The sequence below is a fragment of the Bradyrhizobium sp. USDA 4353 genome (assembly GCF_054063215.1).
Window position 1 is genome coordinate 3,850,233 of the sequence record NZ_JBSSGB010000001.1, and the last position, 21,490, is coordinate 3,871,722.

A 21,490-nucleotide genomic window follows, 5' to 3' on the forward strand; every position below is an offset into this window, starting at 1 on the left:
CATGAAGCATGTCGGCCTCTGGTCCTGCAGCTCGACTTCCTGATCCGCTGGGTGGCTTGAGTTCGCTGCTGCTAGTCTGTATCGCTCGCCTGGCGAAAAGGGGGCCTCGGCGGGCCGCTGAGATTTGAGAGACGAACCATGCTGAAACGGGCCGACTGGATGCCCGAAAGTGCTGCCTCGACGAGAGCTCTGCGCAGATACGTCGTGGTGGTCGGAAGCTGCGTCCTGACCGTGCTGACGCTTGCTGCCGTGCTCATGGTCGTCTTCGACGCACGGACCTTGCCCGACTATTTCTCTCAGATCGAGCGGTCGGGAGACCGCAACTGGTATCGGAATTTCGGCGGCCAGCACATCCCGCAGATCCAGGATCAGGATATCTTCTACAGCAACATCGGGTCCTCGGTTGCCTCCGCGAAGGCTGCGGACGTGGTGTTTCTCGGACCGTCCTTCGTGAGCTATGCGATCGACCGGTCGACGTTGCAAGCATCAGACCAACTCAATCGCCTCAAGCTCTACAACATGGCCTTCGTCGGAATTCGCGGCGGAGAGTTCTCACGCCGCGTGATTGCACGCTGGGACGTGCGTCCGCCGCTCTGGGTCATCAATGTCGACGATCAGTTCGCGCATTTCTTCAGCGCCGATTTGAACGTGACGCTGGGGCCGCAGAAGGTGCCGGTGGCGGCCGTGTCGCGTGACCGGCTGCGCGGCTATCTCACGGTCATCGGACGCAACCTGCGCTGGCGCCTCAAGGACCTCTCCGCGGCGGCTCGGACCGGGCAGTTCTCGGATAGCGGTCTCTATCGCAACGTCTCGAATGGCGACATGGCGCTGGACGTCAATCCCGGCTACGTGGCCACCAACAACAAGCCGATGCGGTCCGAGCGCGATCAAGCCTGTGACACCAATGCTGAGACCGTCAGCTATGCCAGGACGTTTTTGAAGGAGATCGGCGGCAGGGCCGTCTTCATGCTGGTTCCGCACAGCCAGTCCTGCAAACGCCAGGCCGAGCAATTGGCGAAAGCGCTCGATGTGGAGTTGATTGCCCCGCCGTTCGATGGGCTCACGACTCTCGATGGAGGGGGCCATCTCGACAAGCAGGGCGCTGAAAAGTTCACTCGCTATCTTGCGGCCGAGCTCGTCAAGACGAGGGCTTTCAAGGAGGCGGTCGGATCCCGTGGGAGCAGGGGAGACTGATGGCCTCGGCCGGCTCGGCTCAGTGATAGAGGTCGAACTGCTCGCCCTTCGAGCGCTCGAGGTCGGTCGCCAGAACATTCCGGTCGATCTTCGGGAACAATTTGGCGAACTCGGGCCGGTCGAGCAGCGCGAGAAAGGTTTTGAGCATGCCCCGTTCCGAGGGGTGCGCGGGATCGAAGAAGTTGCCGTCGTCCTGAGAGATCTGGGTCCGGCTCATATCGAAGAACTGAACACCCAGCACCGAAAACCGCTCGACGGTCGGCTTGCTCCGGAGCTCGCGCCAAAGCCCCGAATAGGGCCAGTAGGCCTCATCGGTATCGAGAAACGCGGCGGCGCTTTCCTGCAATGGATATTGAATCGCAACGACCGTGAAGCCGCGCTCCCGCGCCAGCCTTGACAGTCGCTCGATCTCGCCCATTTGGCGCTCGCTCAGATGGGGAGCTCCCGGGAACGAGGACGTCACATATTGAGCCCCGCGCGCCAAGGTGTCCGCTGCGATGGCTCGATAGGGAGGAGCCACCATGACCGAGCCGTCCTTGCGGAAGCCGAACTTTCCGCGAATCGCTTCTGTTCCGATCAGCCGGTTGTTGTCCACCTGTTCGAACTGGGGCGTCTTCACCGCCGACGTCAACGTATTCACGTCCAGGCCCGTCCGGATGGCGAAATCGGCGACGTCGTGCAGCTTCCGTCGATGCGAATCGATGCCCTGGCTGAAGTCCATCGTCCGCTGCTTCTGCCAGGCTTCGGCGAGGAAATCGCCGAACAGGAAGTAGTCCAACGCCACGATAACGACGCGCGGTTTGGCGATGATGGTCGCGCGGTCGATGAAATCCACCACATGGGTGAGCGGCCAAGCCGTCAGGCAAGCGTTGTAAGCGACATACGGCCGGAATATCTGCTCGCGCGCCTGACCGCAGCGCGAACTGCCGACCAGCAGTACCTCGGGCTGGACCTGCTTGATGCGCTCCAGCTTGTAGGGCGCATAATCCTTGAAGCCGCCGAGCCAGAGCAGCCGGTCATTGCCGGATTGCTCGGCCGCGATGATGGACAGCGGAACGGTCGCCCCCAGACGCCATCCGACCCATTCAAGGACGGCAAGCAGAGGCACGAAAACGGCGGCAAATAGCGCTAGCAAAATCGCAACATACCGCGTCACGGCTTCATACCCACTCGATGGTATTTTCAAGCTTCTGGATGCAACGAGCCTGGCCAGCAACTCGTGCCCCTGTGCTCGTGGTACACTCCGTGGCTGCCGATAGGCAAGCTCGCCGAGAAGCCGTCACTGTCAGTGGCCTGCATGATTGAGCGCGATGCGGCCAGGGTCGATTCGCGGAAACTCCGCCCGGAAATCAGGAGCGTCCAGCAGATGCAGCATCACCCTCGCAGCCCCGGCTTCGGCGAGATGGTACGCGTCGACGAAGCTGGAGCTCTCGTCGGCCATCGGCAGGCGCGCCAGATCGAAGAGCGGAATTCCGAGGTCTCGCAGCCAGCTTCTGGTCTCGTCAGACGCAAACTCCCGCCAAGCGCCAAACCCGAAAGGGCCGTTCTGCTCACGATCGAGCAATTCGACGCCAGCGCGGATGAACGGCAACTGAACGCCGATGAGCTTGATGCCGCGCGATCTTGCCATCTCCGCAAGCCACGCAATCGGCTGCTTCAGCCTCGATGACAGGCCGGGCGCGCGGGGCAGGGTCTGGGCCAGCGTCTCCGCGTTCATGAAGCGCGATCGGGCGTCGGCAATGTGACCTGCCGAGTAGACATAGGAGCCGTCGCTGCGGAACCCCTCCTGGTGGACGATGGATTGGGTCCCTACGAAGGTGCTCGGAGCACGCAGATAATCGCGAAAGGTCTCGGGGTTGCGTGTGGCGGTCCGCGCGAAATCGAGAAGGCTGGCCCTCAGATAGGTCAAGGAATGATCGTAGTGCATCCGTCGGGCCGTCGCGAACCATTCTTCCCAGCGGTCGGCGAACAGAAAATGATCCAGCGAGAGGATCGCAACACGAGGACGCAGCCGCCGGGTGGCTCGGTCGAACAGGTCTGCCAGCTGCCCTGTGGTCCAGGCCGTAAACGACAGATTGTAGAACCGGTATGGCGCAAACAGCGAGGCGCGAAAAGCCCCGGCGCGCGAGGTCCCGATCCAGACGATTTCGGGGTTTTCCTGCTCGAGCCTCGCGAGCTTGAACGCCGCATTGTAGCGCAGATCGAATGGGAGCACGATCTGGTCCGGATTGTCGCGCTGCGATTCAGCGAGAGCCTCCAGCCCCGCCGACGCGCCGAAGGGGCGCGCCAAGCGAAAAAGCCCGACTGGCAGCAGGTAGCCGGCAATGGCGGCTTGGCCAGCACTGATGTCACGTAGCGCCGCGTCAGGTCGGTTGGTCGCGACGATTTTGGCGACGGCTGCTGATCAGTCATGGGGCTGCCGTTGGACCGTTCCTCAGCGAGGCCAGTGCGACTCCTCGCGGTACATCACGTGTGGTCTATCAGAACTGGAAATAGAGGAACTGGGACGTGTCGCCGGCAATGATATTCATCAGCACGGCCGCAACCAGCGCCACCGACGTGCCGATCGCCCAGGTCAGCGACGGCCGCCATTTGAGATCGAGAATGCTCCACGGCCGCGGATTGTGGTAGGTCTCCAGCCCGACCTTCCATTGCTCGAACATGGCGTTCACATTGGGCAGCACGAGGCATGCCGCGTAGCCGGCCGCGATCGCGATCATCACGCGTGGATCAACCAGATTCGTGATCGTGATCTTCTCCGGCGAGGACAGCCCGATCATGCCCTTGATCAGCCGGACGGCCGCATTCGGGTTGTCGGCGCGGAAGAATACCCAGGCGAGAACCACGGCCGACTGGGTCAATAGCAGCGCAACGAAGGTATACCAGATGGTTCCGGTGTGACGGGCCAGCGCCGGCCGCTTCTCGACGAACTTGCTCCAGCGATGGTTCACGATCAGGAACAGCCCATGGAGTGCGCCCCAGATGATGAACGTGAAGCCGGCTCCGTGCCACAGGCCGCCGAGCAGCATCGTGGTGAACAGGTTGGCGTTCCGCCGGTGCTCGCCATGGCGGTTGCCGCCGAGGGGAATGTAGAGATAGTCGCGCAGGAACCGTGACAGCGAGATGTGCCAGCGCCGCCAGAATTCGACGATGCTCTGTGATTTATAGGGCGCATCGAAGTTGAATGGCAGCCTGATCCCGAACATGATCGAGATGCCGATTGCCATGTCCGAGTAGCCGGAAAAGTCGAAATAGATCTGGAGCGAATAGGCGAGTGCGCCCCCCCAGGCATCGATGAGATGAAGATGGCTGGAATTGGCGGCCTGGAACACCGGACTCGCCACCATGCCGAAACCGTCGGCGATGAACGACTTCTTGAACAGGCCGATGGTGAGGATCGTGAGGCCGATCGCAACGTTCTCGATCGAGATTTTTCGGCTGTCCTCCGAGCCGAACTGGGGCATCATCTCGCGGTGATGAAGGATCGGGCCGGCGACCAGATGCGGAAAATAGGTGACGAACAGCCCGTATTTGACGAAGCTCCGTTCACTGGAATAGCCGCCATAGACGTCCGCGAGATAGGCGATCTGCGTGAACGTGAAGAAGGAGATGCCGAGCGGCAGCACGATCGCCAGCGCGGGATATCTCGACGCCGTCAGCGCATTCAGGATCTGAATGCCAAAATTGGTGTACTTGTAGAACGCCAGCGCGCTCAGATTGAGGGCGATTGCGGCCGCAAACAATCCGCTTCGCGCCTTGCCGCTCTGGCCTGAGATCAGCAGGCCCATCGTGTAATTGAAAACGATGGAGACGAGAATAATCGGAACGAAGTGGATGTCCCAGTAGCCGTAAAATGTAAGCGAAGCCGCGGCAAGCCAGCTCAGACGAGCCACGGGCGAAACTACGAATCGCGCCAACAGGAAGTACCCGGCGAAGGTCACCGGCAGGAACAGGAACAGAAACTCAAACTGCGTGAAGAGCATACCAAGGTTTCTTGATGTTGCCGCGGGTGACGTTGCTTTACCAACGATTGCGCGGCGTGCCAAGTTGGAGGCCGCTGCAGGCCGCGATCTGCCGGGGATTGTCGGGAGATGTGTGGCGAGACACACAACCTGAACGGAGTGCGCGAGTCTCTTGGTGCTTTTCGGTCGGGAATTTTTCGGATATATCTCCGCTATCTTCCATCCGCACACCCCAACCGGCTTTCGCGTATCGGGCGTGCCTGCGCTCTTGGGTAGCAGTCAATGCGCGGGACGGGCGCACTATGGGCCGAGGCTAGTTTCATTTCCACGAGTTTCATTCTCAAGAGTTTCGTTTCGATGCGCTGGTTGCGAACATCTCGCACCTGTTCATGCGTTGGTGCCCGTTCGAGGATGGCCTGGTGCCCAGCCGTCTTTATACCCGCGTCAGGGTGGCGGCCGAGTCCAGTAAGGAATTGATGCATGTCCCTTGTGAGCAGGCTCCTGGGGCGGCCCTCTAGGCGCTTCGTCTATTTCTGCTTCCTCGTCGCGGGGATTACTCTCAACACTTTGCCGCCGCGCTTGGTGTTCCTGCTTCTCGTGATGCTTGATGTGATCGATTTTAAGGGACGTGGCCGGTTGTACCAGGCCTATTTTCCGTACGTGACCGCGCGTCTCGCCGACACGCCTGATTTCCGGTTCTCGTCGCGATTTTCCTCACCGTTTAGGAAGTCGTCAGCCCGGGTCTTGCACGGCATCGGAGCGTACCGCGAGGCATGCGCTTGGATCGGCGCCAATGGCTTGTCAACGTCGTCCCCTCAGGTCGGCTTTGCGCTGCTTCGGTCGCTGTTCGAATTGGGTGAGTTTGAGCAGGCGTATCGGGCCGCACTGCACATCAGAACGGCGAACGTCGAGCCGACGGCCCATCTTGCCCATCTGACGGCCATGATTGAGATCGTAGCTGATGACGAGGCGGCAGCCTTGCAAAGCATGGAGATGGCCTGCAAACTCGACGCCGGGTGGTTGCGCCCGCATCAAAATATCGCCGCGCGATCGGAGGGGAGATATTTGCCCAATGGGCTCGACATTGCGAGCGGCCCCTCGGGTCGTATGTTCGATCTGTGCAACTTCGCCGGACAGCGAGTCACACATGTTGGTCGCGGCGACGTCGGCCTGCGCCTGTTCGAGCGCGCGCTGAACTCTCGGGCTTGGTTGCAGCAGAGGGGCATTCCTGATGTTTCCGACGCTCTCAAGAAGTTGCTGGCTCAGCTCGACGTATCATTCGACGAGTTGAGCCTAATCCCGGAGGAGTGGACCACCCAGATTGGACATCTCGGCATGCTGGACATCCTCCTGCGTATGCGGGACCTCGGCTGGTGGTCGGGGCAGCCAGTTGTGGTGGTTCGGCCGACCCTGATCGCCAACGCCTCGTTCTTCCGGCTATTTGAGCGTCTCTGCAAGTTCGTGACCGTTGGCGAGGATGTTTCCGAGGCGACTGCCGAGGAACTGCTCTCGCTTCAGAGATGGTGCGGATTGAACTTCAACGCCTTTCGGCTTCCTGATGGCAAGGTGGTGGCATGGCAAGAGGCCGGCGCGCTCGCGATCGAGATGTGGGAGCGTAAAGGCGGGAGGCACCCACTGCGTGATGCGTGCGACAGGGTATATGGAGCGGATGTTGCTGCCGGCGGCAGCGATCCGATCCGGGGTCTGCGAGATCGATTCGGCATGAAGCCGGACGACTGGTATGTGTGCCTGCACACGCGCGATGCGGCTCATTATTTCGAATTCGTGGGGACCGGCCAGACGCATCGGAATGCGCCCATCGAGACGTTGCTGGACGCCATTCGCCTGATCACCTCGCGCGGCGGCTGGGTCATCAAGCTCGGCGGGCCGAACTCGCCGAAATTGCCGCCGATGGAGCGCACCATCGACTACGCGCTGAGCGAGTTCAGGTCCGATCTGATGGACATCCATCTGATCCGGCATGCCCGGGCGTTCATCGGGACGACCTCCGGATTGACCAATGTCGCGGTCAGCTTTGGCATCCCCTGCGCGATCGTCAACGCGATCACGACCGACGCGCAATTGTGGAACGAGAATGTCCGCTTCGCACTCAAGCCGGTGCGGCTCGCCGACGGAGCCATGCTGACGCAGCGTCAGCTGACAAGCACGCCTTGGCGCTGGCGGGTGTTCGATGCCGCCGTGCTGGGCCGCAGCGGGGCGCGGCCGGAGAACAACTCGGCAGAGGATATCCTGCACACGGTGGAAGAGGTGCTTGCGATCGCGGAGGGCCGGACGGCTGAATTCGATGCCGCCCATGATGCCGAGAGAGTTCTCTCGCTCTGGCGACGGGCACTCGCATTGCCCTATTATTATGGGACGAGCCGGCCCAGCCTGGGCTTTCTCACGCGGCACGAGAAGGAGTTTCTTCTCGACGCGGAGAACGCGGGCTGAGCCATGCGGCATCGCGCGGCATCTGGGAGCGTGTCATGTGCGGCATAGCCGGTCTGCTGAGACCTGGAGGAGCCGATGAGAGCGGTCTCTCAGGCACCGTCGCGCGGATGACCGCCGCGCTGGCGCATCGTGGCCCGGATGCGTCGGGGATCTGGACGCGAGCCGATGTCGGGATGGCCTTTGGCCAGCGCCGTCTTGCGATCCTCGATCTTTCGGAAGCGGGCGCGCAGCCGATGCACAGCGCCTGCGGCCGCTACACGATCACCTTCAACGGCGAGATCTATAATCATCTCGACATTCGCGCCGAGCTCGAAGCCGCTGGTGCGGCGCCGAACTGGCGCGGGCACTCCGACACCGAGACGCTGCTTGCCGCGGTCAGGCAGTGGGGCATCGAGCCGGCGCTGCAGCGTCTGGTCGGCATGTTCGCCTTCGCGCTGTGGGACGCCGAAGCGCGGCAGCTGGTGCTGGCGCGCGACCGCTTCGGCGAGAAGCCGCTGTTCTACGGCTGGAGCGGGGCCGATCTGGTGTTCGGCTCCGAGCTGAAGGCGCTCGCGGCCCACCCGCAATGGACGCCGTCGCTCGATCGCGCAGCGCTCACTGCGTTCATGCGCTATTCCTATGTGCCCGCGCCCGCGACGATCTGGAGCGGCGTCCGCAAGCTGCCGCCGGCTTCGTTCGTGAGCTTCGCCGCCGACGCGGCGCCGGGGAGCGCGCCTGCGCCCCAGGCCTATTGGTCGCTGCGCGACCGTGTCGTTGCGGCGCAGAGCGACCGTATCAGCAATGAGACGGAGGCGATCGCACGGCTGGAACAGCTGCTGTCGGCGGCCGTGAAACGACAGTGCCTGTCGGATGTGCCGCTCGGCGCGTTCCTCTCCGGGGGCGTCGATTCCTCGACCATCGTCGCCCTGATGCAGGCCCAGACGAGCCAGCCGGTGCGGACGTTCAGCATCGGCTTTGCCGAGGGCGGCTACAACGAGGCTGAGGATGCGCGCCGGGTCGCGCAGCATCTCGGCACTGATCATACCGAGCTCTATGTCGATGCGCAGACCGCGATGGATGTCATTCCAAAGCTGCCCCGCATCTACGACGAGCCATTCGCCGACTCCTCGCAAATCCCCACGCATCTGGTGGCGCAGCTGGCGCGGCGGCACGTCACCGTCGCGCTGTCGGGCGACGCCGGAGACGAGCTGTTCGGCGGATATAATCGCCATGTCTGGGGTGGTGCGCTGCAGGCGCGGCTCGGGCGCATGCCGATGCCGCTGCGGCGGGCCGTCGGTGCGGTGCTCGGGGCGATCGCGCCGGAGCCGGCCGATACGATCCTCAAGCTGCTGCAGCCGGTGCTGCCGACCCGCTTGAAGGTGCGGCATGCCGGAGACCAGGTCGCCAAGCTCGGCCGCATTCTCGCCGCCGACGGCTTCGATGGCCTCTATCGCACCTTGTGCTCGATCGACCAGGATCCGCTTCGCACGGTCATCGGCGGCGAGGAGGGGGCGAGTTGGGCCGGCGGGGAGATGCAGCACTTGCGCACGCCGCTCGATCCGCTCGATCGCATGACGCTGGCGGATTCGCTCAGCTATCTCAGCGACGACATCCTGCAGAAGGTCGATCGGGCCGCGATGGCGGTGGCGCTGGAGACGCGCGTGCCGTTCCTCGACAAGGACGTCGTCGAGTTCTCGGCCACCATTCCCGCCCGCATGAAAGTGCGCGACGGCCGCGGCAAATGGCTGGTGCGGCAGGTGCTGTATCGCCATGTGCCGGCCGAGATGATCGACCGGCCGAAGACCGGCTTCAGCATTCCGCTCGACGCGTGGTTGCGCGGGCCGCTGCAATCATGGGCCGCGGACCTGTTGTCGCCGGCGCGGCTGAGCCGGCAGGGCCTGTTCGATGCGGCGCGCGTCAGCCGCATGTTCGACGAGCATCTGAGCCGTCGCCACAATCATTCCTATTGGCTGTGGAACGTGCTGATGGCCCAGGCCTGGCACGACGAATGGGCAGCGGCCCGATAGCTCAGTCCTCGACCGTCGCCGGAACGGTCATGTCGCCCTTGCCCTTTTCGGCGCTGAGGATCCAGACTAGCCCGCCCATGCCGCCGACGATGAAATACACGGCGCCGAACAGGATGGAGACCACGGTGCCGTCGGCCGGCGCCAGCCCGGCATAGCCGAAGGCGACCATCATCGTCGCCTCGCGCACGCCCCAGCCGGCGATCGAGATCGGCAGCATCGTGATCAGCATGATCGGCGGGGTCAGCAGGAACAATTGCTCGAAGGCGGCGGGGGCCGCGATCGAGCGCACCGCGCACCAGGCGATCACGACGGCGAGCACGTGGATCGACAGCGACAGCACGGCGATCTTGACGGCGGTGGCCCGGCCGAAGATCACTTTGTTCGCAATGACGGAGCACGCGTAGACGTGGCGCGTCGGCCACCAGGCCTTCATCCATTGGGCCGGCAGATAGCCCATCACGAGAAAGCCGACGCCGGCCGCCAGCGCGGCCATATCGACCAGCACGAGCGCCAGCCGGCCGTGCTCGTCGGCGATCATGCCGTAGCTCCACGGCAGGCTCGCCACGATGATCAGCGCCAGCGCAATGAAGCCGACGGCGCGGTCGGTCAGGATCGAGTAGCTCGCCGCGCGCCAGCCGGCGCCGGTGCGTCCGATCAGCCACAGCCGGACCGCGTCGCCGCCGATCGAGGAGGGCAGGGTCTGGTTGAAGAACGCGCCGATCATGTTGTAGCGGAACGCCCTGAGGTCGGTCAGCGGGGCGCCGCACAGCGCCGAGATCTCGCGCCAGCGCAGCGCGCCGATGAAGATCTGCAGCAGCGTGATGGCGACCGCCAGCGCAATCCAGGCGATGTTGATCTGGCTGAGCCGCTCGCGGATGGCCGCAAAGTTGATCCCGCGCAGCGCCAGATACAGCAAAGCGAGCGACACCACGATCCGAAGGAGGAGAATCAAAAACGCACGCATGCGAGGATCGGCTTCGCTCTTGGTTGAGAGGTCCCAAACTTGAGAGGTCCCAAGCCGAGTGCGAGACGCGCAACTCCCGTCCTGGCAGGACCGGACCTCGGACGGGCCCAAGCCGACGCGACGGCCGACCCCTTGCGGTCCTGATGCCCCGGTGGCTAAACAGTCGCAGGGGTGGCGTCAATGGCCTCCGAAACGACCGGAATATCAATTTATGTCTCATGGCCGGAAGATTGCGGTAATAGGCCTTGGCTATGTCGGCCTGCCGGTCGCTGCAGCGTTTGCGCGCGCGGGCTGTCCGGTCATCGGATTCGACATCGATGCCGGCAGGGTGGCCGAGCTCCGGGAGGGGCGCGACCGCACCTGTGAGGTCGATGCGGCCGATCTTCGGCGCCCTGGACTGCGCTTTACCAGCGATCCGGCCGAGATGGCCGCCGCCGATTTCTTCATCGTCACCGTCCCGACCCCGATCGATAGCGCGCGCCGGCCCGATCTCAGCGCCATGCTGGCCGCCACGCGCACCGTCGGCACGGTGCTGAAGCGCGGCGACATCGTGGTCTATGAGTCCACCGTCTATCCCGGCGCCGTCGAGGAAGACTGCGTTCCGCTGCTGGAAGGCTGCGCCAAGCTGACGGCTGGCACCGATTTCAACGTTGGCTATTCGCCGGAGCGCATCAATCCCGGCGACAAGACGCATCGCTTCGAGACCATTACCAAGGTGGTGTCGGCGCAGAACCCTGCAACGCTGCAGGTCGTGACCGACGTCTACGGCTCGGTGGTCACCGCCGGCATCCATCGCGCGCCGTCGATCAAGGTGGCCGAAGCCGCCAAGGTGATCGAGAACACCCAGCGCGATCTCAACATCGCCTTCATGAACGAGCTGTCGCTGATCTTCCAGGCGCTCGAGATCGACACCGGCGACGTGCTCGCGGCGGCCGCCACCAAGTGGAACTTCCTGCCTTTCACGCCGGGCCTGGTCGGTGGCCACTGCATCGGCGTCGATCCTTATTACCTCACCTATCGCGCCGAGAAGGCCGGCTATCATCCCCAAGTGATCCTGGCCGGCCGTCGCATCAATGACGAGATGGGCCGGCGCATCGCGCGCGAATGCATCCGCGGGCTGTTGAAGCGGAGGGGACGCAGCGGCGTCGTCACCATCCTCGGCATGACCTTCAAGGAGAACGTGCCGGACATCCGCAATTCCCGGGTGATCGACATCATCAGCGAATTGCAGTCGTTCGGCGTCGAGGTGCAGGTCGCCGATCCCCTGGCGGATGCCGCGGCCGTGCACGAGGAGTACGGCATCGGCCTGACGGCGATCGAGGCACTACGTCCGGCTGACGCCGTCGTGCTCGCTGTCTCCCACGATCAGTTCCTCGCCGGCGGCTGGCCTCTCGTTCAAGGCCTGCTGCGCGAGCAGAGCGGCCTCGTGCTCGACGTGAAGATGAAGCTCGACCGCGCGAGCAAACCCCGCGCCATCGAGCTGTGGCGGCCCTGACGGAGCGACCATGGCAGACGATCCTATCCTCGTGACCGGCGCGGCCGGATTCATCGGCTTCCACCTGACGCAGCGGCTACTTGCCGAAGGACGCCAGGTGATCGGCATCGACAACATCAATGCCTATTACGACCCGAAGCTGAAGGAGGCGCGGCTCGAGATCCTGAAGACGCAGCCCGGCTTCACCTTTCACAAGCTCGACCTCGTCGATCGCGCCGGCATCCAGGCGCTGTTTGCTCAGCATCGCTTCCCGGTCGCGGTGCATCTCGCCGCCCAGGCCGGCGTGCGCTATTCGCTGGAAAATCCGCACGCTTACGTCGATGCCAATCTCGAAGGCTTCATCAACGTGCTCGAGGGCTGCCGTCATCACGGCTGCGGGCATCTGCTTTTCGCCTCGTCATCCTCCGTCTACGGCGCCAACACCAAGCTGCCTTTCTCGGTCAAGAACAACGTCGACCATCCGATCAGCCTCTATGCAGCCAGCAAGAAGGCCAATGAGCTGATGGCGCATTCCTACAGCCATCTGTACCGGCTGCCGGCGACGGGCCTGCGCTTCTTCACCGTCTACGGCCCGTGGGGACGGCCCGACATGGCGATGTTCATCTTCGCCAAGGCCATCCTCGCCGGGCAGCCCGTCCGGCTGTTCAATCACGGCCGGATGCGGCGCGATTTTACCTATGTCGACGATATCGTGCAGGCGATCGTTCGTTTGATCGGCCGTCCGCCACAAGGAAACCCGGATTGGGACGGAAACAAGCCGGATCCCTCGAGCAGCCGGGCGCCCTGGCGGATTTACAATATCGGCAACAATCACCCCGAACAGCTGATGGACGTGATAGCGCTGCTGGAGAAGGAATTCGGGCGGCCGGCGATCAAGGAGATGTTGCCGATGCAGCCCGGAGACGTCGAGGCGACCTATGCCGATGTCAGCGATCTCGAGCGCGACATCGGCTTCCGGCCGGCCACCTCGATCGCCGACGGCATTGAACGTTTTGCGAAATGGTACCGCGAGTATCACGGAATTTGACGGATTGATTTCATGACCGGACGCATCATTCCTCTCATCATGTGCGGCGGCGCCGGGACCCGGCTGTGGCCGGCGTCGCGGGAAGTCCGGCCCAAGCAGTTCCTGCCGTTGTTCGGCACCCGTTCGACCTTCCAGGACACGCTGCTGCGTGTCTCCGACGCCGACCTGTTCGCGCGGCCGATCATCATCACCAATGCCGCCTACCGCTTCATGGTGCTGGAGCAACTGGCCGAGATCGGCATCGAGGCCGATGTCCTGCTCGAGCCGATGCGGCGGGACTCCGGTCCGGCGATCGCCGCCGGTGCCGCCTTTGCACAGTCGCGCGACCCCGAGGCGGTCGTGCTGGCGCTGGCCGCCGACCACGTCGTGCGCGACACCGCGGCCTTCCTGGCGGCGTGCCGGGCCGGGCTTGCGGCCGCAGAGGCTGGCCGCATCGTCACCTTCGGCGTCAATCCGGAGCGTGCGGCGACCGAGTATGGCTATATCAGCCCGGGCGCGCCGGTATCCGGAGAGGTGCGGGCGGTCGCGAAATTCGTCGAGAAGCCGGATCAGCCGACCGCCGAGCGCTACATCCGCGAGGGCTATCTCTGGAACAGCGGTAACTTCATGTTCCGCGCCTCCGTGCTGCTCGACGAGTACCGCAAGTTCGATACCGGCAGCGTGCAGACGGTGACCGAGGCGGTCGCCAAGGCCGGCCGCGACCTCAGCTTCATCATTCTGAATGCCGACGCCTTCGCCGCGGCGAAGCCGATCTCGATCGACTACGCGGTCATGGAGAAGACCGAGCGGGCCGCCGTGGCTCCGGTCTCCTGCGGCTGGTCCGATGTCGGCTCCTGGCATGCCGTCTGGGAGCTGTCCGACAAGGACGGGCAGGGCAATGCCGCGCGGGGCACTGCCGTGTTCGAGGATTCCCGCAACTGCAACGTCGTCACGGACAAGGCGCTGGTCGCGCTGGAAGGTGTTGACGATCTCGTGGTCGTCGCCGCGCAGGACGCCGTCCTGGTGTCGCGCCAGCGCGATGCCAACGGCCTGAAGCGGCTGGTCGCCAAGCTCAAGACGGTCGCGCCTGAGGTGACCGAGGCGCACCTCAAGGTGCATCGCCCCTGGGGCAGCTATCAGTCGGTCGACAATGGCGAGCGCCATCAGGTCAAGCGCATCATCGTCAAGCCCGGCCAGCGGCTGTCCTTGCAGAAGCACTATCATCGCTCGGAGCACTGGATCGTGGTGCGCGGCGCAGCGCGGGTCACCGTCAATGAGACGGTGAAGACCGTGCATGAGAACGAATCGATCTACATCCCGATGGGCGCGGTTCACCGGCTGGAGAACCCCGGCAAGATCCTGCTCGAGCTGATCGAGGTCCAGACCGGCTCCTATCTCGGCGAGGACGACATCATCCGCATCGAGGACGATTACCGCCGCGAGTAGGGCACCGGCCTCCCCTCGAATCACGCGAGCCGTGCTAGACAGCCCCGGACGTCGTCCGCCGGAGAGCTTACTTGTCGAGCACGATCGGATCGCGCGCGTTCCAGAATGCGCGCCTGCAGAAGAAGAACCGCAAGCAGGCCGACGGCATGCTGCCGAAGGCCGTCGAGGCCTATCGGGCCGGCCGCTACGCAGATGCCCAGGCCATCTGCGGACAGGTGCTGGCCCTCGTGCCCGATCATTTCGAGGCCTTGCATCTGCTCGGCGCCTCCGCGCTCGACAGTGGCCGATTCGATCTCGCCGAGCAGGCGCTGACGCGCGCTATTGCCGTCGAGCCGCGCAATGCCGAAGCGCTCGCCAATCTCGGCCTCGTGCTGGCCAGCCTGAAGCGCTATGAGGAAGCCCGCGCCGTCCAGGAGCGCGCCGTCGCGTTGAAGCCGACCTTTGCGACCGCATGGACCGGGCTCGGCAATACGCTGATGAACATGCAGCTGTTCGAGCAGGCGGTGGCGGCGCATGACCGTGCCATCGCCGTCAAGCCCGATTATGCCGACGCCTATTGCAACCGGGGCATGGCGCTGCTGCTGATGCAGCGGAACGAGGAGGCGCGCCAGAGCTTCGACCGCGCGCTCGGGCTTTCGCCGCGCCACATGCAGGCGACGTTCGGCAAGGGGCTCGTCAGCATCAATCTGCGGCATTTCGATCAGGCGCTCGCGGCCTTCAACGCCGCGCTCGCCATCAAGCCGGGGGCGGCGGCGGTCATCGCGCAGCGGGGCCGGCTCTACGTCCAGATGGCCCGCTTCGACGAGGCCGAGGCCGACTTCGAGGCTGCTCTTGCCGCCGATCCGCGGCTCGAAGCCGCTCTGCTCGGCAAGGCGCATGTCGGCGTGCTCACCGACCGGATCGCGCCGGCGATGCTCGCCTGCAAGCGCGTGCTGGAAACCAACCCGTCGTCGGAGGTCGCGCTGCTCTGGCTCGGCGCCTGCTTCGCCCGGCAGGGCGACACCGCTACCGCGATCCAGCATTTCGAGCGCGCGCTCGAGATCAAGCCGGATTTCGAGGATGCCATTCTCAAGAAGATCTTCGCGCACGACTTCTATCCCGGCGCCGACGTCGCCGCGCATCAGGCGGTCCGGCGCGAGTGGTGGGACCGGATCGGCGCGCACATGCCGCGGTTTGAGCTCACCGGCATCGACCGCGATCCGGAGCGCCGGATCGCGGTCGGCTACGTCTCGTCCGACTTCCGCAGCCATTCGGCGGCCCTGACGTTCCTGCCGGTGCTGCGCCATCACGATCATCAGGCGTTCAAGGTGATCTGCTACTCGGGCTCGCCGCTGGTGGATGCCGTGACCGAGCAGTGCAAGGCGGCCTCCGACGGCTGGGTCGACGCCTGGCAATTGTCGGACGAGGAGTTGGTCGCGCGCATCCGGTCGGATCAGGTCGACATTCTGGTCGATCTCTCCGGGCATTCCGCCGGCAACCGCCTCACCTTGTTCGCGCGCAAGCCCGCCCCGATCCAGGTCACGGCATGGGGCAATGCGACCGGCACCGGCCTGCCGACCATCGACTACTTCTTCGCCGATCCGGTCACGGTGCCCCAGGCCGTCCGGCCGCTGTTCGCGGAGGAGGTGTACGACCTGCCGGCCCTGATCACGACGGACCCGCTGCCGGATGCGCAGCCGACGCCGCTGCCGATGCTGCAAAATGGCTACGTCACCTTCGGTGTCTTCAACCGTGTCGACAAGATCTCCGATCAGGTGCTCGGTGTCTGGTCTGCCTTGCTGCGCGCGCTGCCCGATGCGCGCATCGTGGTGAAGAACGGGGCGCTCGACGACAGCTTCTTGCGCGACGGGCTGATCGCGCGCTTCGCGGCCCATGGCATCGCGGAGCACCGGCTGACCTGTCTCGGCTCGTCGATGCGGCATGAGCACATCGCAGCCTTCGCCCAGATCGACATCTCGCTTGATCCCTTTCCGCAGAACGGCGGCGTGAGCACCTGGGAATCGCTGCAGGCGGGCGTGCCCGTGGTGGCCAAGCTCGGCAACAGCTCGGCCTCGCGCGCCGGCGGCGCCATCGTCAAGGCGGTCGGTCTTGACGACTGGGTGGCCGAGGACGACGAAGGCTACATCGCGATCGCCCTGAAGCACGCCGCCAACCCCGCTGCCTTGGCGCAACTGAGGGCCGAGCTGCCGGCTCGCGTGGCGAGCTCGCCGGCCGGCAATGTCGTGACCTACACGCGCAAGGTCGAGGAAGGCTACCGCACCTTCTGGCGGCGCTATTGCGCGGCGGGTACCTGAACCCGGTCGCCCCCATGCCCCGCGAATCAAGCATCGTGTGCTAGCCTCGCGAAGGATATTCGTAAGCGGGTCGTCCACCGGCCGGCTTGGTTGTTCGGGCGGCGTCACCTGCCGAATCAGTTGCGTCTGTTGCATCCGGCTCATCTGATCTGGAGACGATCCTTGGCTGGCAATGTCGGCTCGCGTGCGTTTCAGAACGCCCGGCTCGAGAAGAAGAATCGTAAGCAGGCCGAGCCGTTGTTGGCGGCCGCGACCGCCGCGTATCACGCGCGGCGGCCGGCGGAGGTGCGCTCGCTGTGTGCCCAGGTGCTGGCGCTGCTGCCGGATCACGCCGGCGCGTTGCGGCTGCTCGGCATGGCTGCGCTCGATTCCGGCGCGTTGAGCGACGCCGCGGCGGCCCTGGCGCGCGCGGTGGAGATCGATCCGCGCGATGTCGATGCGCACGCCAATCTCGGCATCGTGCTGTCCAATCTGGGACGCCATGCCGAGGCGCGACGGCACCAGGAGCGCGCCGTGGCGCTGGTGCCCAGCTTCGCTGCCGGCTGGAATAGCCTCGGCAGCACGTTGCTGCGGCTGCAGGAGCCGGAGCCGGCGATCGCCGCCTATGAGCGCGCGGTGACGCTGAAGCCGGACTACGCAGACGCGCATTGCAACCGCGGCATGGCGCTGCTGCTCGTCGACCGCAGCGCCGAGGCGCTGCAGAGCTTCGATCGCGCGTTGGCGCTCAATCCACGTCATATCCAGGCGCTGCATGGCAAGGGTCTCGTCGGCCTCAAGCTCCGCCATTTTGACGAGGCGCTCGCGGCGTTGAATGCGGCGCTCGCGATCAGGCCGGATGCGGCAAGCGTCCTTGCCGAGCGCGGCCAGGTGCATCTGCAGGCCGGACGGTTTGATGAGGCTAAGGCGGATTTCGACGCGGCGCTGGCGCGCGAGCCAAACCTCGAATCCGCGTTGCTCGGCCGGGCCCATCTCGGCGTGCACCAGAACGATGTCGCGCCCGCCATGGCCGCCTGCCGCAAGGTGCTCGAGCAGAACCCTTCCTCCGAGGCCGCCTGGACCTGGCTCGGCGGCTGCTATGCGAAGCAGGGGGACATCGAGGCGGCGCTGCAGCACTTCGACCATGCGCTCGCGCTCAAGCCCGATTATCGCGATGCGATCGCTGCGAAGATCTTCACGCTCGACTTCCTGCCCGACGCCGATTTCGTCCGGCAACAGGCCGCCCGCCGCGAATGGTGGGAGCGGATCGGGACGCGGCTTCCGCGCGCCGTGCTGGCGCCGCGCAACAGAGATCCCGAGCGGCGGCTGGTCATCGGCTATGTCTCGGCTGATTTCCGCAATCACTCGGCGGCCTTCACCGTGCTGCCGGTGTTGCGCCATCATGATCACGCTCAGTTCGAGGTGATCTGCTATTCCTGCTCGGCGCGCCAGGACGAGGTCACGGCGCGCTGCCGGGCGGCGGCCGACCGCTGGGTCGATGCCTGGCAGATGTCCGACGACGATCTGGCCGCTCGCATCCAGGCCGACAGTGTCGACATCCTCGTCGATCTCTCCGGCCATTCCTCCGGCAACCGGCTTACTTTGTTCGCCCGCAAGCCCGCGCCGATCCAGGTCACGGCCTGGGGCCACGGCACCGGGACCGGCCTGCCGACGATCGACTACTTCTTCGCTGACCCGGTGACCGTGCCGGCCGACGTGCGCTCTTTGTTTGCCGAACAGGTCTATGACTTGCCCGCGGTGATCACGACGGATCCGCTGCCAGTGATGCCGACCACGGAGTTGCCGATGCTGCGCACCGGCTATGTCACCTTCGGCGTCTTCAACCGGATCGATAAGATCTCCGATGCGGCGCTGGCGGTGTGGGGGCGGCTGATGACGCAGTTGCCGGAGGCCCGCATCGTCGTCAAGAATTCCGCCATCGACGACGTCTTCCTGCGTGACGGCCTGGTGGCGCGCTTCGTCGCCCATGGCATCCGGGCAGAGCGCGTCATCTGCTTCGGCTCGACGACGCGCGAGCAGCATGTTGCGCAATTCGCCCATGTCGACATTTCGCTCGATCCGTTCCCGCAGAATGGTGGCGTCAGCACCTGGGAGTCGCTGCAGGCCGGCGTGCCCGTCCTTGCGAAGCTCGGCTGCAGCCCAGCCTCGCGCGCCGCCGCCGCGATCGACACTGCGCTCGGACTCGACGACTGGGTGGCCGCGGACGACGACTGCTATGTCGCCATCGCCCTGAAGCATGTTGCGGAGCCGGCCAGGCTGGCCCAGCTCAGAGCCGAGTTGCCGGCGCGGGTTGCGGGCTCTGCCGCCGGCAATGTCGAGACCTACACACGCAAGGTCGAGGAAGCCTATCGGCTGTTCTGGCGGCGCTCCTGCGCCAACCCGGATTGAGTGCGTGCGGGGCTGCGAGCCATAGCCCCCAGTGGATGTCGTGCAAGATCTTGGTGGAGCCTCTCCGTGGCAAGCGATGTCGGGACCCGCGCCTTTCAGAATGCGCGGTTGCAGAAGAAGCACCGCAAGCAGGCGGACGAGCTGATGCCGCGCGCCGTTGCCGCCTATCGCGCCGGCCGCCCGGCCGATGCACAGGCTGTCTGCGGCCAGATCCTGGCGCTGCTGCCCGATCATTTCGATGCCTTGCATCTGCTCGGCGTCATCGCGCTCGACAGCGGCCAGCTCGAGCTCGCCGAGCAGGCGTTGACCCGGGCCGTCGAGATCGAGCCGCGTCACGCTGAGGCGCTGTCCAATCTCGGGCTCGCGCTGTTCAACCGCAAACGCTACGCGGAGGCGCGCAAGTGCCAGGAGCGGGCGGTTGCGTTGAAGCCCAATTTCGTGGTCGCGCTCACAGGGCTCGGCAACACGCTGATGCGCTTGGGCCTGCAGCAGGAGGCGATCGCGGCGCATGACAAGGCGATCGCGCTGAAGCCGGACTACGCCGACGCCTATTGCAATCGCGGCATGGCGCTGCTGACGCTCAATCGCAACGCCGAGGCCAATCACAGCTTCGATCGCGCATTGTCGCTCACCCCGCGCCACATGGAGGCGATGTTCGGCAAGGGCCTCGCCTGCATCAATCTGCGCCATTCCGATGACGCGCTCGCGGCGTTCGATGCCGCGCTCGCGATCAAGCCAAACGCTGCGCAGGTGCTGGCCCAGCGCGGCCGGCTGCACCAGCAGGCCGGACGTTTCGACGAGGCGATGCCCGATTTCCAGGCCGCGCTCGCGCTCGATCCGCGTCACGAGGCGGCGCTGCTCGGCTTCGCCCAGCTCAGCGCCATCAAGGACAACATCGCGCCGGCGATGGATGCCTGCCGCAAGGTGCTGGAGCAGAACCCGCATTCGGAGGTCGCCTGGACCTGGCTCGGCGAATGCTTCTGCAGACAGGGCGACCTTGCGACAGCCTTGCAGCATTTCGAGCGCGCGCTCGAGATCAAGCCGGATTTCGGCGACGCGATCACCGCCAAGGTCTTCCTGCTCGATTTCATGCCCGATACTGACTTCGCCCAGCATCAGGCTGTCCGACGCGAATGGTGGAGCAGGATCGGCGCCCAGATCGCGCGGCGGCCGACGCCGCTGCGCGACCGCGATCCGGAGCGGCGGCTCACCATCGGCTATGTCTCGTCCGACTTCCGGACGCATTCGGCGGCGCTGGTGTTCCTGCCGGTGCTGCGCCATCACGATCACGGCGCGTTCAAGGTGGTCTGCTATTCCTGCTCGCCGCTGCAGGACGGGATGACGGCGCAGTGCCGTGCCGCCGCCGACGTCTGGGTCGACGCCTGGCAGATGTCCGACGAGGAGCTCGCCGATCGGATTGAAGCCGATGAGGTCGATATCCTGGTCGATCTCTCCGGCCATTCCGCCGGCAACCGCCTGCCGGTGTTCGCCCGCAAGCCGGCGCCGATTCAGGTCACGGCCTGGGGCAGCGGCACCGGCACCGGCGTGCCGACGATGGACTACTTCTTCGCCGACCCGGTCACGGTGCCGGAGGCCGCGCGCCCTCTGTTTGCCGAGCAGGTCTACGACCTGCCGGCTGTGATCACCACCGATCCGCTGCAGGGCTGGCAGCCGACGCCGCTGCCGATGCTGCGCAAGGGCCACGTCACCTTCGGCGTCTTCAACCGCATCGACAAGATCTCCGAGCCCGCGCTTGCGCTGTGGGCGCGGCTGATGGCGGAGCTGCCGGACTCGCGGATCGTGATCAAGAACGGCGCGCTCGATGCGCCGCTGCTGCGCGACGGCCTCGTCGCCCGCTTCGTGGCCCACGGCATTGCCGAGGAGCGCATCACCTGCCTCGGCCTGTCGACGCGCGATCAGCATATCGCCGAGTTCGCGGAGATCGACATGTCGCTCGACCCGTTCCCGCAGAATGGCGGCGTCAGCACCTGGGAGTCGCTGCAGGCCGGCGTGCCCGTGATCTGCAAGCTGGGGCACAGCGCGGCGGCACGGGCGGCCGCAGCCATCAACACTGCGGTGGGGCTGCCCGATTGGGCCGCTGAGGACGACGACGGCTACATCGCCATCGCCCTGAAATATGCGCGCGGGCCCGAGGCGCTGGCGAAGCTGCGGGCGGAGCTGCCGGCCATGGTCGCGAGCTCCGCGGCCGGCAATGTCGAGACCTACACGCGCAAGGTGGAGGAGGGCTATCGCCTGTTCTGGCGCCGCCATTGCGCCTCCGCCTGAG

At 65.0% G+C, this 21,490-nt stretch carries 13 protein-coding genes; 9 read left to right on the plus strand and 4 right to left on the minus strand.

What is annotated here, in order from left to right; translation table 11 throughout:
- Positions 1-138 precede the first annotated feature (138 nt).
- Entirely contained in the window at positions 139-1,194 is a 1,056-nt protein-coding gene (locus ACVILH_RS17245) for a hypothetical protein (RefSeq protein WP_456713952.1), read from the plus strand.
- A gap of 19 nt (positions 1,195-1,213) precedes the next feature.
- On the opposite strand, the gene ACVILH_RS17250 is transcribed toward ACVILH_RS17245, so the two are convergent.
- From ACVILH_RS17250 to ACVILH_RS17260, 3 genes are all read right to left on the minus strand, one after another.
- Positions 1,214-2,350, minus strand: coding sequence for a hypothetical protein (locus tag ACVILH_RS17250; protein WP_456713953.1), 1,137 nt, complete (start codon positions 2,348-2,350; stop codon positions 1,214-1,216).
- A gap of 129 nt (positions 2,351-2,479) precedes the next feature.
- On the minus strand, positions 2,480-3,484 hold the full coding sequence (locus tag ACVILH_RS17255) for a hydrolase (protein ID WP_456713954.1): 1,005 nt from the start codon (positions 3,482-3,484) through the stop codon (positions 2,480-2,482).
- 190 nt (positions 3,485-3,674) lie between these two features.
- On the minus strand, positions 3,675-5,177 hold the full coding sequence (locus tag ACVILH_RS17260) for an MBOAT family O-acyltransferase (RefSeq protein WP_456713955.1): 1,503 nt from the start codon (positions 5,175-5,177) through the stop codon (positions 3,675-3,677).
- A 459-nt stretch (positions 5,178-5,636) separates the two neighbouring features.
- On the opposite strand from ACVILH_RS17260, the gene ACVILH_RS17265 reads away from it, so the two are divergent.
- Both ACVILH_RS17265 and asnB read left to right on the plus strand, forming a co-directional pair.
- Positions 5,637-7,607, plus strand: coding sequence for a TIGR04372 family glycosyltransferase (locus tag ACVILH_RS17265; protein ID WP_456713956.1), 1,971 nt, complete (start codon positions 5,637-5,639; stop codon positions 7,605-7,607).
- Between the two features lie 35 nt (positions 7,608-7,642).
- Positions 7,643-9,613, plus strand: a complete 1,971-nt coding sequence (asnB, locus tag ACVILH_RS17270) for an asparagine synthase (glutamine-hydrolyzing) (RefSeq protein ID WP_456713957.1) — start codon at positions 7,643-7,645, stop codon at positions 9,611-9,613.
- Position 9,614: 1 nt separating this feature from the next.
- On the opposite strand, the gene ACVILH_RS17275 is transcribed toward asnB, so the two are convergent.
- The gene (locus ACVILH_RS17275) at positions 9,615-10,577 is read right to left on the minus strand and encodes a lysylphosphatidylglycerol synthase transmembrane domain-containing protein (RefSeq protein ID WP_456713958.1); all 963 of its coding nucleotides are present in this window, start codon (positions 10,575-10,577) and stop codon (positions 9,615-9,617) included.
- Positions 10,578-10,788: 211 nt separating this feature from the next.
- On the opposite strand from ACVILH_RS17275, the gene ACVILH_RS17280 reads away from it, so the two are divergent.
- The 6 genes from ACVILH_RS17280 (at position 10,789) to ACVILH_RS17305 (ending at position 21,489) form a co-directional block, all read left to right on the plus strand.
- Positions 10,789-12,072, plus strand: a complete 1,284-nt coding sequence (locus ACVILH_RS17280) for a nucleotide sugar dehydrogenase (protein ID WP_456713959.1) — start codon at positions 10,789-10,791, stop codon at positions 12,070-12,072.
- Between the two features lie 10 nt (positions 12,073-12,082).
- Positions 12,083-13,099, plus strand: a complete 1,017-nt coding sequence (locus tag ACVILH_RS17285; RefSeq protein ID WP_456713960.1) for an NAD-dependent epimerase — start codon at positions 12,083-12,085, stop codon at positions 13,097-13,099.
- Between the two features lie 12 nt (positions 13,100-13,111).
- On the plus strand, positions 13,112-14,524 hold the full coding sequence (locus ACVILH_RS17290) for a mannose-1-phosphate guanylyltransferase/mannose-6-phosphate isomerase (RefSeq protein ID WP_456713961.1): 1,413 nt from the start codon (positions 13,112-13,114) through the stop codon (positions 14,522-14,524).
- 71 nt (positions 14,525-14,595) lie between these two features.
- On the plus strand, positions 14,596-16,818 hold the full coding sequence (locus ACVILH_RS17295) for an O-linked N-acetylglucosamine transferase, SPINDLY family protein (protein ID WP_456713962.1): 2,223 nt from the start codon (positions 14,596-14,598) through the stop codon (positions 16,816-16,818).
- A 162-nt stretch (positions 16,819-16,980) separates the two neighbouring features.
- Positions 16,981-19,203, plus strand: coding sequence for an O-linked N-acetylglucosamine transferase, SPINDLY family protein (locus ACVILH_RS17300; protein ID WP_456713963.1), 2,223 nt, complete (start codon positions 16,981-16,983; stop codon positions 19,201-19,203).
- A 66-nt stretch (positions 19,204-19,269) separates the two neighbouring features.
- Positions 19,270-21,489, plus strand: a complete 2,220-nt coding sequence (locus tag ACVILH_RS17305) for a tetratricopeptide repeat protein (protein ID WP_456713964.1) — start codon at positions 19,270-19,272, stop codon at positions 21,487-21,489.
- Position 21,490: the final 1 nt, after the last annotated feature.

Bases quoted from the DNA above. Each gene is read 5' to 3' on its own strand.
- ACVILH_RS17245 (WP_456713952.1), top strand. From the start codon at position 139: ATGCTGAAACGGGCCGACTGGATGCCCGAAAGTGCTGCCTCGACGAGA.
- ACVILH_RS17260 (WP_456713955.1), bottom strand. From the start codon at position 5,177: ATGCTCTTCACGCAGTTTGAGTTTCTGTTCCTGTTCCTGCCGGTGACC.
- ACVILH_RS17265 (WP_456713956.1), top strand. From the start codon at position 5,637: ATGTCCCTTGTGAGCAGGCTCCTGGGGCGGCCCTCTAGGCGCTTCGTC.
- asnB (WP_456713957.1), top strand. From the start codon at position 7,643: ATGTGCGGCATAGCCGGTCTGCTGAGACCTGGAGGAGCCGATGAGAGC.
- ACVILH_RS17275 (WP_456713958.1), bottom strand. From the start codon at position 10,577: ATGCGTGCGTTTTTGATTCTCCTCCTTCGGATCGTGGTGTCGCTCGCT.
- ACVILH_RS17280 (WP_456713959.1), top strand. From the start codon at position 10,789: ATGTCTCATGGCCGGAAGATTGCGGTAATAGGCCTTGGCTATGTCGGC.
- ACVILH_RS17285 (WP_456713960.1), top strand. From the start codon at position 12,083: ATGGCAGACGATCCTATCCTCGTGACCGGCGCGGCCGGATTCATCGGC.
- ACVILH_RS17290 (WP_456713961.1), top strand. From the start codon at position 13,112: ATGACCGGACGCATCATTCCTCTCATCATGTGCGGCGGCGCCGGGACC.